This is a genomic window from Thermobifida cellulosilytica TB100, assembly GCF_001517975.1.
Classification (GTDB): domain Bacteria; phylum Actinomycetota; class Actinomycetes; order Streptosporangiales; family Streptosporangiaceae; genus Thermobifida; species Thermobifida cellulosilytica.
The window spans coordinates 824,293-837,689 of sequence record NZ_KQ950180.1 but is presented as its reverse complement, the minus strand read 5'-3'; the positions used below and the strand labels follow the sequence as shown (position 1 = coordinate 837,689).

The window sequence follows — 13,397 nt, the reverse complement described above, 5'->3', positions numbered from 1 at the left end:
GCAGCCAGCGCGCTCCGGATCCCGGTGAACTGGTCAAGACGGACTACCTCTCACGACTACGAAGGGGGTGGGGGAACACGGCGGCACGGGACTGCGTGCGCCGTCGGAGTGCTCAGCCGCCGGACGGGGGTCGACTGAGCGCCGTGAGCGGCGGAGCCCGTCCCCGGGGCAGGGCCAGGTGCGCCTCGGGCAGCAGGCCGGGGCCGCCGGTGCGCGGCGAGAGCCGCCGCAGGCCGGTCGGCGCCGGGAGGGCCGCCGGGGGCGGCACGTACCCGTCCGGCAGGTCGCGCGGGTACGCGCTCGGCTTGCCCTGCCCCTGGGCCAGCGCCAGGGAGATCGTGGTGGAGTCCGAGGCGGGCTTGACCACCACGTGCGGCCACGGCTTGACCACGGCCACGGCGGTGGACGGCGCGGTGCCGCGCACTGCCCGCTGCTCCGGCCCCGAGGGGGACTGGCCGAACGCCAGCAGCACGGACAGCAGCGCGGCCAGGACACGGGAGACCGTGGTGACCACCTTCCTCCGGTGCGTGACGAACGGACAGTGAAGTTACGGACACACACCCTATCCGGGGGACAGAAGAAAAGAGACGGGCAGTCGAGTACCGATTTCCTGACGTTTCACCGGGGAAGAGCGGAATCTGCCGCCCTCCCGGGGCGGGGAGTCGGATGAAGCGCGGCCCGCTTGGCTCTAGGCTTGAGTCATGTCGTCGAAACGCCACATTCTGACTGCGGTGGCCTGGCCCTACGCCAACGGCCCCCGCCACATCGGGCATGTTTCCGGGTTCGGAGTCCCCTCCGACGTCTTCGCTCGTTTCCAGCGAATGTCCGGCAACAACGTGCTGATGGTCAGTGGCACCGACGAGCACGGGACACCGATCCAGGTGCTGGCCGACCAGGAGGGCGTGAGCGCCCGGGAGCTGGTCGACCGCTACAACCGGATCATCGCCGAGGACCTCGTTGCGCTCGGCCTCTCCTACGACCTGTTCACCCGGACCACCACCGCCAACCACTACGCGGTGGTGCAGGAGCTGTTCACCGGCCTGCACCGCAACGGCTACATCTTCAGCAAGACCACCAAGGGCGCGATCTCGCCGTCCACCGGCCGCACCCTGCCCGACCGCTACGTCGAGGGCACCTGCCCCATCTGCGGCTACGACGGTGCGCGCGGCGACCAGTGCGACAACTGCGGCAACCAGCTCGACCCGATCGACCTGATCAACCCCAGGTCGAAGATCAACGGCGAGACGCCGGAGTTCGTCGACACCGAGCACTTCATGCTCGACCTGCCCGCGTTCGCCGAGCTCCTGGGCGACTGGCTGAAGAGCAAGCAGGGCCAGTGGCGCCCCAACGTGCTGAAGTTCTCGCTGAACCTGCTCGACGAGCTCCAGCCCCGGGCGATCACCCGCGACCTCGACTGGGGCGTGCCGATCCCGCTGGAGGGATGGCGCGACCAGCCCAACAAGCGCCTCTACGTCTGGTTCGACGCGGTCATCGGCTACCTGTCCGCCTCCATCGAGTGGGCCAAGCGCAGCGGCGACCCCGAGGCGTGGCGGAAGTGGTGGCAGAACGGCGAGGCCGAGGCCTTCTACTTCATGGGCAAGGACAACATCGTCTTCCACTCCGAGATCTGGCCTGCCATGCTGCTCGGCTACAGCGGGCAAGGCGCTCGGGGCGGCGAACCGGGCTCGCTGGGTGCGCTGAACCTGCCCACCGAGGTGGTCTCCAGCGAGTTCCTGACGATGGAGGGCCGCAAGTTCTCCTCGTCCCGCCGCGTCGTCATCTACGTGCGCGACTTCCTGGAGCGCTACGACGCCGACGCGCTGCGCTACTACATCGTCGCGGCCGGGCCCGAGACCCAGGACACCGACTTCACCTGGGCCGAGTTCGTCCGCCGCAACAACGACGAGCTGGTGGCGGCCTGGGGCAACCTGGTCAACCGGTCCATCTCCATGGCGGCCAAGAACATCGGCCACATCCCGGAGGCCGGGGAGCTCACCGACGTCGACCGCGCGGTGCTGGACGCCTCGAAGGCCGCGTTCACGACCGTCGGGGAGCGGCTGAACCGGGCGCAGTTCAAGGCCGCCCTCCAGGAGGCCATGCGCACCGTCGCCGAGGCCAACAAGTACATCTCCGACCAGGCCCCCTGGCAGTTGAAGAAGACCGACCCGAAACGCATGGCGACCGTCCTGCACGTCGCCCTGCAACTGGTGAGCGACGCCAAGACGCTGCTCACCCCGTTCCTGCCCGCCTCGTCGAACAAGGTGTACGAGATGCTCGGCGGCCAGGGCACGTGGACGGGGATGCCGCGCCTGGAGGAGGTCACCGACTCCATCGGCGGTGAGGACGGCGTGTCCACCTACCCGGTGATCACCGGCGACTACGCGGACAACGAGGCGCGCTGGGAGTCGATCCCGATCGTGCCCGGCACCCCGCTGAAGCCGCCGACGCCGCTGTTCCGCAAGCTCGACCAGTCCGTGGTCGACGAGGAGCTGGCCCGCCTGGAGGAGGCGGCCGGGTAGGCCCGACCGGCAGAAGCGACGAGGGCGGTCCCGCGCGGGACCGCCCTCGGTGCTGTCCGGGGATGCTCCGGACCACAGGCGACACGCTGAGGCGTGCTCTGAGAGGAGCTGTGCCCCCGGGGAGCGTGCGAGCGGAGACTCCGCCGGGGTCCACGGCGTACAGGCTACCTCCGCCGCGGCGGGCGTGTGGGGTGTTTCACCGAACTGCTCCGTGCGCGTCGGCGGTGCGGGCACCCGCGCGGGGTGCTTCAGCCCAGGAGCGCGGTGCCCAGCAGGGCGGACAGGCAGCCGGCGGCGAAGGCGAGCGCGGGCGAGGCCACGGGCGCGGCGGCGCGCACGGCGTCGGACAGGCGGCGGCGCAGCGGGGTGCGGAGCTTGCGGGCGTAGTAGTCCCGGGTGGCGTGGGCGGGCCAGTACTGGCCGGGCCGGTGGGTGCCGCAGGCCACGGCGCGCAGGTAGGCGATGCGGTCGAGGGTCTCCGGATCGACCGGGTAGTGGCGGGCTTTGCGCAGGGGGCGCTCGGCGGGCCGGGGCGCGGGACGCGGGGGCGGCGCGACCGGGGCGAGGATGTCGGGGCGCACCCCGGCGAGCTGGCGGATCAGGGCCGCCAGCCGGGCGTCCTGGGTCCGGTCGGTGTCGGTTGGGTTGCTGAGGGTGAAGGTCGCGGGCATGGCAGTGCGGTGCCTTTCCGTACGTACGGGGAGGGGCCGGGCGTGCGGGCCGCGGCGCGGACGGCGGACGGTCTCAGGTGCGGGCGACGAACGCGGGCAGGCCGGGCGGGACCTGCGCCGGGTCGAGTGCGAAGTCGGCCCAGACCACCAGGCCCAGGTTGGCCCGGGGGTGTGACACGACCGGGCGGTGCCCCCAGTCCAGGGCGAGCGCGGAGACCAGCAGCAGTCCGCGGTGGCGCTCGACGGTGAACCATTCGGTGCAGTCCAGGTCGGGGATGCGGGGCCGGTGCGGGGTCAGGCCGCCGTCGGTGACCGCGAGGCGCAGCCGGTCGGGCGCGGGAAGCGACAGGGAGCACACGACCTCGCCGCCGGGCGCGCCGGAGGCCGTGTGGACCACCGCGTTGGCGAACAGCTCGCTGGCGCACAACTGCACGTCGTCCACCAGCCCGGAGGGGAACCCGTCCAGATCGCGGCACACGTGCGAACGCACCCGGCCCGCCAGGGCCAGCGAGCCGGGATAGACCCGCGGCTCCCACCGGACCAACGGGACGGGCGGAGCCGAGGGCGGTTGGGCAGCAGTCATGAGGCACCCCACAGAAAAGCAGGCCGTTCCAGCACGGCAGCAGGACATCTGATGCACAGATTAAATGAGGCGGCCTCAAAAGTTGAGTGCCTTGTAACTATGTGTAGCAAAGTCGCATATGTGAGTTTCGAGGCGGCTTTAAGATGGGTGAGCTGACGACTCGGCCCGGGAGGTGCGATGGCTGCGAGAATGCCAGTCCGGAGACGGCACTTGGTGATTCAGTTGAAGCGGCTCCGGCGTGAGGCCGGACTCTCCCAGGACGAGGTGTGGAAGGCACTGGGATGGAGCCGGGCCAAACTCCAACGTCTCGAAGCCGGAGATTTCCAGAGGCTCCGTGCGGGAGACATCATGGCGCTGTGCCAGATCTACAAGGCTGACGAGGCCGTGGCGCAGGAGCTCATTCAGATCGCCCGAGATTCCCGCACGGAAAAGCCCTGGTGGACGCAGTACAAGGATGTGCTTCCAGGGGCCTTCCTGGGTCTTGAGACAGAAGCCACGCTGATCCAGGAGTACAACATCGCCCTTGTACCCGGGTTGCTCCAGACTCGCGACTACACCGCTGCCCTGATGCGCACCTCGGTAGACATCCATGGAGAGGAAGAGATCCGACGTCGTCTGGAGATACGAGCCGAACGGCAGAGGGCAGTGCTCGACCGCGATAATCCTCCGATGGTCATGGCGGTCATCGACGAAGCCGCGGTACGCCGTCAGATTGGCGGGGGCGAGACGATGAAGTCCCAGGTCAGACACTTGATCGAACTCTCTGAACGGCCTCGGGTCGACATCCAGGTACTTCCGTTCGCCGCAGGAGCGCACGCAGCAGCCGGAATCCCCTTCACCATCCTCGGCTTTGACGGCACTGATGCTGCTGGCAGTGTCGTTTATCTGGAAACCCACAAAGATGGGTACTACTTGGACACTGATGAGGAGATTGCCAGGTATAGGCTGATTTTCGGTCGTACTCAGGGAAGCGCCATGTCTGTCGAGGACTCGCGTGACTTCCTGGAACGGTTGCTCGTCTGACGACTTGGACTGGTGGAGGGGAGACGTGGACCTGACTGTCGCCAGGTGGAAGAAGTCCAGTTACAGCAACCCCAGCAGCAACAACTGTGTCGAGGTTGCCACTGCTCCGCGTTCTTCCGCTGTCCGTGACACGCAGCACCGGCACCTGGGCCACCTGGAGTTTCCCGCTGCCGAGTGGGCGGCGCTCCTGGCCGCTGCCAAGCACGGCGAGCTCTGAGAGGTAGTCCCTGTTTTCCGACTGCTCTCAACCTACGACCAGAAGTCCAGTTCTGGATCGTCCAGTGCTTCGAGCACATCGGGACCGCCCAGGACAACCGCCGCGCCGGGAAGATGGCGGTAGCGCAGCATCGCCGAGAGCACGTCTGCGAAGGGCTGGAAACGTAGCGACTCGGTGATCTCGGCAGCCTCTGTAGGGTTGCCTTCCTGGACGAGGCGCTGTCGGTCACGTAGCAACGACCGCATTGTTATGAACGCGACGGCGCGGCCCCGGGTGAGGACGGTGCGGTTGAGTCCGAAGACCTTGATGGTTGCCTCGCCCTGTTCAGACAGCGCCTCGTACTCCCCGATGCTCAGCAGCAGCCTCAAGTGTTCGTAGGGGTCTTCGGCGGTTGGATCGATCAGCAGCGGGGTCCCGTTGGCAGCACGGGGGAAGAGATCACGCTTCTGGTGGCTGTTGCAGTGGGAACAGGCGAGGAAATGGTTGTGCCAGTCGAAGGTGCGCAGTGGAGCTTGAGCGATCGGCTCGAAGTGGTCGATGGCATCACCCTGGTTGTCGCCGCAGTACATGCACCGCTTGATACCGGTGGCCATCGTGGCGAGCAGTTCTCGTACCGACCGGCGGACGTTCTCCGCCCTCTTCCACTCGTTTCGCGCCTCCCCGGGGCCAGCTTCAGAGGCGCGGAGTTCTTCAGTTTTCCTGGCCAACTGGTGACGTAACGGTTCGGGCAGCTTCGCCCGGCGAATACGAATCACGTCAAGCCCGGTGTATCCGTCCCGCAACCTCGTCCACCCGTGCGGTGAACGAACTGGTCAGAGTCCTTTGCAGGTCCTCGTATTCACTCACCTCTTCGGGAGTGGCCGTTCCGCGCAGTACGGCAGACTCCAGACGTGCCAGTCGCCGACGTTTCTCCTCGGCACGTTCCGAGTAGGGCGAGTCGATTCCGAACAGCTCGGTAAGCAGTGCATCGTCACCGCTGCCGTACACCACCCGCTCGTACAGCTCCTCGGAGACCACACGGGGAGCCTCGTCCTCGTCCACGCCGGGCAACCTGATCAAGCCTCCCGGATCGGCGCTTTGGCAGATGTAGGGGCTGTGCGAGGTCACGATGAACTGGATGCGGGGGAAGTGCCGCTTCAGCCAGTCACCGATCACCTTCTGCCAGCTCACGTGCAGGTGAGCGTCGATCTCGTCGATCAGTACCACTCCGGGACAGACCACGGTCGGAACGGAGTCCCGCTCGCCGAGAGCCTCAGTGCCGAAAGCGTCGAAGGCGTGGCGAACCAGATCCAGTACCAGGGCGGTGACCGTGCGGTAGCCGTCGCTCATCTCCCGCAACGGGATCTCCCCGCCGTCACGGACCACCCACAGACCTTCGCTGTCCACCCGCAGCACCCGGAACCCGTCGGGCAGCAAGCCGTCGTTGAGCAGGGAGAATACGAACTCCAGGAGTTCTGCGGCTCCCTCCCGCTCCTCCAGACGCCTCAGATGCAGGCTGATCAGCCACTGGACACTTTCTGTCAGGGATGCGTCCTCGTTGAAGAGAGTGGCGAGCCTGGAGACCGGCCCCGTGGCGAGCATCAACCGCTGAGCCTCTGACGACCCTCGGCCCAAGCGTCGGAAAGGCCCGTATCCTGCGACGAACCAGCCCCGAGGATTATCCGACCAAGGACCGCGGTGAAGGGGAAGGTCTGACGGAACGTCGACGATGAGCGTTGACCGGGCGCTGTTCCCGGGACGATCGTCGCCGAGGTTCTCCCACGTCAGCACAGTGTTGAACGGCTCTCGGAGGGGAGAGCCGTTGTTCAGGAGGTCCCATTCCGGGTCGGGATGGACCAAGGCGTTGATCTGCCCCCGCGAACTGCCGGAGGACAGCCACCCCTGGAAGTCGGGGACTAGGCGGCGTCCGGTCAGGTGGCCGACCAGTGCCAGAGCCAGGGACCGTAGCAGCGTGGTCTTTCCGGAGCCGTTGCGTCCGGCGAGCACGGTCCATCCTGCGTGTTCACCACCGGGGCGAGTGAATCGCAGGTCGACACCGCGTGTGCCATGGAACCCGCGGATGTCAGAGATCGCCAGTTTCGCGACGTACAAGGAACGCTCCGAGCGTGGACGGCCAAGACAAGTGCAAGCCCGAGATCCTTACCGGGTCATCCTGCTGCATGCTCGCCTCAACAGAAGACAGGTGCGCTGTGGAGCAGGCCGGAAAGGCTGTGCCCCGGAGCTTGACGAGCGGAGGCTACGCCGGGGCTTACGAGGCACACTCTACTGCAGTACTGCAGTCCGTAGCGGCTGCCGGTAGGGCAGAAGCCCGACGCGCTCCCGACGATCATGGTGCTGGGACCATAGAGGCCGCCCGTCATGGCCCTGGGGCCATGATCGCCGGGTCAGGAGGCGAGCTCCTGGGACTCGGAGACCACGTAGGGCGCCTCCTCCCGGCCCGCGGCGGGCAGGAGGACCAGGCCCCCGGGGTCGGCGCTCCGGCAGATGTAGGGGCTGTGCGTGGTCACCACGAACTGGATGCGGGGGAAGTGCCGCGTCAGCCAGTCGCCGATGGTCTGCTGCCAGCCCGCGTGCAGGTGCGCCTCGACCTCGTCGATCAGGACCACGCCGGGGCAGACCACGGCCGGGGCGCCCGCGTGCTCGCCGAGCGCCGCGGTGCCGAACACCTCGAAGGCGTGCCGCACCAGGTCCACCACCAGCGCCACGACCATCCGGTGACCGTCGCTCAGCTCCGCGAGCAGGAACTCCTCGCCGCCGTGGGCCACCCACAGGCCGTCGTCGTCCAGCCGCACCACCCGGAACCCGCCGGGCAGCAGCCCGTCGTCGAGCAGCGACAGCACGAACCGCGGCAGCCTGGCGGAGCCCTCCCGCCAGCCCAGGTGGACACCGGTCAGCCAGCGCAGCGCCTCGGAGAGGGACGTGTCCTCGCCGAACAGGTTGGCCAGCCGGGACACCGCGCCCGGCACCGGCACCGGCCGCCCCGTGGACCGCGCCCCGACCAGGCGGCGGAACGGACCGTAGCCGACCACGAACCAGCCCTTGGGCTCCTCCGTCCACGGGCCGTTCTCCAACAGCACCGTGCGGTCCGGCTCGATGAGGAACTGCGGCCGGCCCCCGCCGAAGTCGCTCCAGTACAGCTCCGCCTCGAACGGCTCCCGCAGCACGTCGCGCCCCCGGGGCGTGCGGTCCCACTTCGGGTCCGGGTGGACCCGCACGCGCACCCGGCCGTCCGTCTCCCCCCGGGACAGCCAGCCCCGGAAGTCCGTCATCAGGTTGCGGCTCACCGACGGCCCCACCAGCGCCAGCGCCAGCGCGCGCAGCAGCGTGCTCTTGCCCGCGCCGTTGGGCCCCGCGAGCACGGTCCAGCCCGCGTGGGTGCCGTCGGGCCGGGTGAGGCCCAGATCGGCGCCGCGCGCGCCGCGGAATCCGCGGATTCCGGAGACCGTCAACTCTGCGACGTACAAGAAACGCTCCGAGTACGGAGAAAGAGGGGTACCCCGCCAGGATAGGCGCGTCCCGCACCGGTCCCGCTGTCCATGCCGCGAACCGGGCGGTCCGCGCTCCCCTAGACTTGCCTTCCGTGAGCAAGAGCAAGCGCCAGCGGGAGAACCGGGACCGGGCCCGCACCGAGCCGCCGCCGCTGCCCGAACCGCTGCGGGTGGCGGTGCCCGACTGCCACACCCACATGGACATGCAGGGCGGCGACGTCGCGGCGATCGTGGCCAAGGCCGCCTCGGTCGGGGTGACCCCGCTGATCCAGGTCGGCTGCGACCTGGCCGGGTCGCGCTGGGCGGTCCGGGCGGCCACCGAGCACGACACGGTGTGGGCGGCCGTGGCGCTGCACCCCAACGAGGCCCCGCGCATCGTCTACGGCGTCACCGCCGAGGAGGCCACCCAGTGGGACCCGGAGCGTCCCGCCGGAGGGGAGGCCGCCCTGGACGAGGCGCTCGCCGAGATCGACGCGCTCGCCGCCCACGAGCGGGTGCGCGCCGTCGGCGAGACCGGGCTCGACCACTACCGCACCACCGCCGAGCGGTGGGCCGTCCAGGAGCGGTCGTTCCGCGCGCACATCGCCATCGCCAAGCGGCACGGCAAGGCGCTGATGATCCACGACCGCGACGCCCACGACGACGTGCTGCGCGTCCTCGACGAGGAGGGCGCCCCCGAGCGGGTGGTGTTCCACTGCTTCTCCGGCGGCGCCGAGCTGGCCAAGGCCTGCGCCGACCGCGGCTACTACATGAGCTTCGCGGGCAACGTCACCTTCGGCACCGCCCAGCACCTGCGCGACGCCGCCGCCGTCGCCCCGCCGGAGCTGCTGCTGGTCGAGACCGACGCGCCCTTCCTCACCCCGCGGCCGCACCGGGGCCGCCCCAACGCCCCCTACCTGGTCCCGCACACCCTGCGCGCGCTCGCCGAGGTCAGGGGCGTCGCCGAGGACGAACTGGCCGAGACGGTCGCGGCCAACGCCCGGCGCGCCTTCGACCTGCCCTGACCGGCGCCGGGACACTGCCGCCGGCGGGGCTCAGCGGTCCACGCCCCACTCCTTCAGGGTCTCCTCCAGGCCGGGCGTCGGCGCGCCCGGCGCGCGCGTGTTGCGGCCCGGGGTGCGGCTGAACCGCGGCGCGGGACCCGGGTAGACGACGTCGCCGTCGCGCACCACCGTGCCCCGGGCGCGGATGTGCGGGTGGTCGGCGGCCTCGGCCATGCTCAGCACCGGGGACACGCAGGCGTCGGAGTCGGCGAAGACCTCCGCCCACTCGTCGCGGGTCCGCGTGCGCAGCACGGCCGCGAACCGCTCCCGCAGCACCGGCCAGCCCGACCGGTCCCACTGCTCGGGCAGCTCGGCGGCGTCCAGGCCGGTCCGCTCCAGGAACAGCGCGTAGAACCGCGGCTCCAGGCAGGCCACCGCCAGGTAGCGGCCGTCGGCGCACTCGTAGACGTCGTAGAACGGGGCGCCCGAGTCCAGGTAGTTGACGCCCCGCTCGTCGCTCCACAGGCCCTGGACGCGGTCCTCGTACATCATCGACATCAGCAGGGCGCTGCCGTCCACCATGGCCGCGTCCACCACCTGGCCGCGCCCCGAACGGCCGCGCTCCAGCAGGGCGGCGAGGATGCCGGTGACCACGAACATGGTCCCGCCGCCGAAGTCGCCGACCAGGTTGACCGGCGGCACGGGCGCCTGCCCCCGGCGGCCCACGCTGTGCAGCGCCCCGGTCAGCGAGATGTAGTTCATGTCGTGCCCGGCGCGCAGCGCCAGCGGGCCGTCCTGCCCCCACCCGGTCATCCGCGCGTACACCAGTCCCGGGTTGGCCGCCAGGCACTCCTCGGGGCCCAGGCCGAGCCGTTCCATCACCCCGGGCCGGAACCCCTCCAGCAGGACGTCCGCGGCGTCGACCACGGCGCGCACCCGGGCGAGGTCCTCCGGCGACTTCAGGTCCGCCTCCAGCACCGGGCGGCCCGCGCTCATCTGGGGCCACTTCGCCCCCGGGGCGAGCGTGGGGGAGCCGGGCCGGTCCACCCGGATCACGCTGGCCCCCAGGTCGGCCAGGAGCATGGCGGCCATCGGCCCCGGGCCGATTCCGGCGAACTCCACGACGCGGATTCCGTTGAGGGGTCCCATGAGCAGCCTCCGAGGTGAGACGACAGACCAGGCGACAGGGGCGCGGTCCCATTGTGCTCTTCCCGGATCGGGCGCTGTCGCGCAGGACCGGGAAGTGCCCGGTGCGTTCCGAGAGGTCGCGGGCCTTTCCGGGGCTGCTCTCGAAGAGATCTGTCCGTGAATAACTGGTGTGGGTAGCATTGCCGAAAAAGCAGAATTTCCGTTGGAGGGGATCCGTTTCCGGGAAACGGGAGTCCTACGGTCGATTTCTTCTGGCAACCCGCGTTCGTGCAGAAAGAGACAGCCGCTGTGCCTGTTCCCCCCGCTGCGCCGCTTTCCCCCGACTGGCAGTTGCGAGTCCGCACGCTCGACGGGGGCACAGCGGGAGCCGGAGTCCTCGTCTCTCCGCGGCATCTGCTCACATGCGCCCACGTGGTCTGTGCCGCCCTGGGGGTCTTCTGGGAGGAGGAGGCCACGCCGCGCCCGGAGGAGCCGGTCCTGCTGGACGCGCCCCGCGGCGGCGGCACCTGGCAGGCCCGGGCGACCGTCCTCGAGGACGGCTGGTTCGTCGACCGCTCCCCGTGGGACGCGGCAGTCCTCCTGCTCGACCGCCCCGCACCGGCCGCGCCGCCCGAGATCCGGCGCTGCGGTCCGGTCGACCGGCCGGGGCGGACGGTGAGCATGGTGGGCTTCACCCACGACACGGCTCCGGCCGGGGTGTGGTCCCGGGCGACCCTGGTCGGCCAGGGCGGTGGGCGCCGCTTCGAGTACGTGCAGCTCGACCTCGAGTCCTCGACCGCGGCGCGGGTGGTCTACGGCTTCAGCGGCAGCGGCGTCCGGGAGGACCCCGGCGGGGCGCTGATCGGCATTGTCTGCCAGGCCGACCACGACGAGACGGGCCTGGGGGTGCGCGGCTGGATGATCCCGGTCGAGGCCGTCCCCGACGTGTGGGGCCGCCGGGCCGCGCCGCTGTCCGGTGCCTCCCGGCGCGATCCCGGTCCTCGCGCGGTGCACGGCCTCGCCGTCGCGGTGGCCCGCACGTCCACGATCGCCGAGCCGGAGGCCCGCAGAGCGTTCTACGCCCTGCTCGACGCCAGGTTCCGGCAGCGGCTGAACGCCGATGCGGCGCCGCTGTTCTTCGCGGACCGCCTGGTCAGGCTCGCCCTGGAACACGAGCAGTTGGAGGAGGTGCTCGAGACGCTCGAGATGCTCGAGGAGGGGAGCCTGTCGATGCGCCGGGTACGGGAGGCGGCCGAAGTGCTGTGGGGGCAGTGACGGAGGTCAGGCGCGCCCACCACGAGGTGGCGAGCGCGCTGTGGCAGGTCAGGTCCGTGTACGAGGAGGACGCCCGCCAGCAGTTCTGGCACTGCCTCCCGACGGGGGTGCGGTCCAAGCTCAGGCTGTCGATGGACCCGCAGGGGTTCGCGTTCTCCCTGGTGGTCCAGTGCTGCAGGCAGGGGCAGCTAGGGGTGATGCTGCGCTGGCTGCGCTGGCTGGAGGACGACTCCAGGCCCGTGGTGCAGGTGTGCGAACTGGCCGAGGGTCTGCTGGTGCAGGAGGAGTGGGAGATCAGCGGCTCGGGCCGCGACCGGGCCGTGTGGGAGCGGCTGCGCAGGACGCTGCGCGACGTGGCCTACGACGAGCGGGTGGACCGGGCCTACCGCGCTGTGGAGCACCGGTCGGCGGAGGAGATCGCGGTGCCGGTCCCCCGTACTGCCTGGGAGGCGTTCCTCGACCTCAAGGAGATCCCGTTGGGACCCTCGGGGGAGGAGCCGGGGGAGCGCTTCCTGCACCTCCTCGCCGCTCAGCCGGGCCGGGAGGAGGTCGCCCGGGCGGTGGCGGAGTGGAACGCCGGGCAGGGGCGCCCCGGAGCAGAGGTGCGGCGTACCGAGGTGCGGGAACCGCAGCCTCCGCTGCGCCTCCCGCCGCGGCTCATCATCAAGGTGGAGCACGACCTGGGCAACGTGGAGCGGCTGTGGGTCGCCTACCGGCTGGCCACGCACCCCGAGGACGACTGGATGGACGTCTGCGAGGCCGAGGCGCTGACCGAGGTCGCCGCGGAGGAGCTGCCCCGTAGGGTGTCCGAGCTGATCGCCTGGGCGGAGGGGCAGCAGGCCGACAATCATGAAAAGATTCGACTGGAATTCATATTTCCGTTTTCGCTACTTTTCAGGTTTGTTGTCCAGAATTGGCCGCTTGAACTGCACCGGGACGCCCCGGCTGCGCGTCTGGGATCCCAGTACGAGATCCTCATCAGGAGCGAGGAATTCGCGCGCGATCCCAGGGCACAGCGGGCATGCCTGCGCCGCTGGCAGAAGCTGCACGAGGGGAAGGGGCGCGTGGGGACCTCGTCCGAGGTGCTCGAAGAGGGCTGGGAGAACGCCGCCGACTACCTCGGAAACGAGGCGATCGCAGCTTTTGTGGCCTATGCCCTTCCCGGTGTTGAATGGCGTCGGCAGGTGTATGCCGCCGTCGTCTGCGGGGTTCCCGTGGTGGCCTGGCGCCGGTCGGAGCAAAACGGCGATCCCAAGGCCCATTTCTGGTCCATCCTCCGAGGTGAGGAGGATAGTCTGACCGAAGACCGAGAGATGAACGCGCTGGAGGAGGGTATCAAGAGCCTTACCAGGAACCTCTATCTCTCGCGGGTGGACAGAAGTACGCCGGAGAGGAAGCTCAGGTCCAGGCAGAGTTACGACCTGTCGGTCATCTACCACGACTACCAGCGGCAACCTCGGGAGCAGGGACAGAGACTCTCCGGCGGCAACATCAGGTAGACCTGGAGACC

General features: G+C 69.6%; 13 protein-coding genes. 6 read left to right on the top strand and 7 right to left on the bottom strand.

Translation table 11 applies throughout. The annotated features are described in order from the left end of the window. Positions 1 to 112: 112 nt before the first annotated feature. A complete protein-coding gene (locus AC529_RS03585; RefSeq protein ID WP_068753462.1) occupies positions 113 to 514 on the bottom strand; it encodes a hypothetical protein in 402 nt (133 codons plus the stop codon). A 187-nt stretch (positions 515 to 701) separates the two neighbouring features. On the opposite strand from AC529_RS03585, the gene metG reads away from it, so the two are divergent. Beyond that, positions 702 to 2,519, top strand: a complete 1,818-nt coding sequence (gene metG / locus AC529_RS03580; protein ID WP_068753461.1) for a methionine--tRNA ligase — start codon at positions 702 to 704, stop codon at positions 2,517 to 2,519. A 248-nt stretch (positions 2,520 to 2,767) separates the two neighbouring features. Here the strand turns inward: metG and AC529_RS03575 are convergent, their stop codons facing one another. Together AC529_RS03575 and AC529_RS03570 are read right to left on the bottom strand one after the other, a co-directional pair. Continuing rightward, complete coding sequence (locus AC529_RS03575) at positions 2,768 to 3,190, bottom strand: hypothetical protein (protein ID WP_068753460.1); 423 nt, start codon at positions 3,188 to 3,190, stop codon at positions 2,768 to 2,770. 73 nt (positions 3,191 to 3,263) lie between these two features. Beyond that, the gene (locus AC529_RS03570; RefSeq protein ID WP_068753459.1) at positions 3,264 to 3,773 is read right to left on the bottom strand and encodes an ATP-binding protein; all 510 of its coding nucleotides are present in this window, start codon (positions 3,771 to 3,773) and stop codon (positions 3,264 to 3,266) included. A gap of 177 nt (positions 3,774 to 3,950) precedes the next feature. Between AC529_RS03570 and AC529_RS03565 the strand changes: the two genes are divergently transcribed. Together AC529_RS03565 and AC529_RS03560 are read left to right on the top strand one after the other, a co-directional pair. Next, positions 3,951 to 4,796: a helix-turn-helix domain-containing protein gene (locus tag AC529_RS03565; RefSeq protein WP_068753458.1), complete on the top strand. Its 846-nt coding sequence runs from the start codon at positions 3,951 to 3,953 to the stop codon at positions 4,794 to 4,796. Positions 4,797 to 4,821: 25 nt separating this feature from the next. After that, positions 4,822 to 5,013 carry a DUF397 domain-containing protein gene (locus AC529_RS03560; RefSeq protein WP_068753457.1) on the top strand — a complete coding sequence of 64 codons (192 nt, stop codon included), beginning with the start codon at positions 4,822 to 4,824 and terminating at the stop codon, positions 5,011 to 5,013. A gap of 32 nt (positions 5,014 to 5,045) precedes the next feature. On the opposite strand, the gene AC529_RS03555 is transcribed toward AC529_RS03560, so the two are convergent. The 3 genes from AC529_RS03555 to AC529_RS03545 all read right to left on the bottom strand — a co-directional run bounded on the left by AC529_RS03555 (position 5,046) and on the right by AC529_RS03545 (position 8,477). After that, positions 5,046 to 5,768 (bottom strand): HNH endonuclease, encoded by a 723-nt coding sequence (locus AC529_RS03555; protein WP_232306553.1) that lies wholly within the window; start codon positions 5,766 to 5,768, stop codon positions 5,046 to 5,048. A gap of 1 nt (position 5,769) precedes the next feature. Continuing rightward, positions 5,770 to 7,104, bottom strand: coding sequence for an AAA family ATPase (locus tag AC529_RS03550; protein WP_068753455.1), 1,335 nt, complete (start codon positions 7,102 to 7,104; stop codon positions 5,770 to 5,772). A gap of 293 nt (positions 7,105 to 7,397) precedes the next feature. Continuing rightward, entirely contained in the window at positions 7,398 to 8,477 is a 1,080-nt protein-coding gene (locus AC529_RS03545) for an AAA family ATPase (protein ID WP_068753454.1), read from the bottom strand. Positions 8,478 to 8,584: 107 nt separating this feature from the next. Here AC529_RS03545 and AC529_RS03540 point away from each other — a divergent pair, with 107 nt between their 5' ends. Continuing rightward, on the top strand, positions 8,585 to 9,505 hold the full coding sequence (locus tag AC529_RS03540) for a TatD family hydrolase (protein ID WP_068753453.1): 921 nt from the start codon (positions 8,585 to 8,587) through the stop codon (positions 9,503 to 9,505). A 30-nt stretch (positions 9,506 to 9,535) separates the two neighbouring features. Here the strand turns inward: AC529_RS03540 and AC529_RS03535 are convergent, their stop codons facing one another. Beyond that, a complete protein-coding gene (locus AC529_RS03535; RefSeq protein WP_068753452.1) occupies positions 9,536 to 10,633 on the bottom strand; it encodes a CaiB/BaiF CoA transferase family protein in 1,098 nt (365 codons plus the stop codon). 267 nt (positions 10,634 to 10,900) lie between these two features. Here AC529_RS03535 and AC529_RS03530 point away from each other — a divergent pair, with 267 nt between their 5' ends. Together AC529_RS03530 and AC529_RS03525 are read left to right on the top strand one after the other, a co-directional pair. Then, positions 10,901 to 11,887: a trypsin-like serine peptidase gene (locus AC529_RS03530; protein ID WP_332307036.1), complete on the top strand. Its 987-nt coding sequence runs from the start codon at positions 10,901 to 10,903 to the stop codon at positions 11,885 to 11,887. Beyond that, positions 11,884 to 13,386: a VMAP-C domain-containing protein gene (locus AC529_RS03525; protein WP_068754477.1), complete on the top strand. Its 1,503-nt coding sequence runs from the start codon at positions 11,884 to 11,886 to the stop codon at positions 13,384 to 13,386. The genes AC529_RS03530 and AC529_RS03525 overlap by 4 nt, the downstream gene beginning before the upstream one ends. Positions 13,387 to 13,397 lie beyond the last annotated feature (11 nt).

What these genes read in the sequence shown, in the direction of transcription:
- metG (WP_068753461.1), top strand. Translation starts at nt 702, where the DNA reads ATGTCGTCGAAACGCCACATTCTGACTGCGGTGGCCTGGCCCTACGCC.
- AC529_RS03575 (WP_068753460.1), bottom strand. Translation starts at nt 3,190, where the DNA reads ATGCCCGCGACCTTCACCCTCAGCAACCCAACCGACACCGACCGGACC.
- AC529_RS03570 (WP_068753459.1), bottom strand. Translation starts at nt 3,773, where the DNA reads ATGACTGCTGCCCAACCGCCCTCGGCTCCGCCCGTCCCGTTGGTCCGG.
- AC529_RS03565 (WP_068753458.1), top strand. Translation starts at nt 3,951, where the DNA reads ATGGCTGCGAGAATGCCAGTCCGGAGACGGCACTTGGTGATTCAGTTG.
- AC529_RS03535 (WP_068753452.1), bottom strand. Translation starts at nt 10,633, where the DNA reads ATGGGACCCCTCAACGGAATCCGCGTCGTGGAGTTCGCCGGAATCGGC.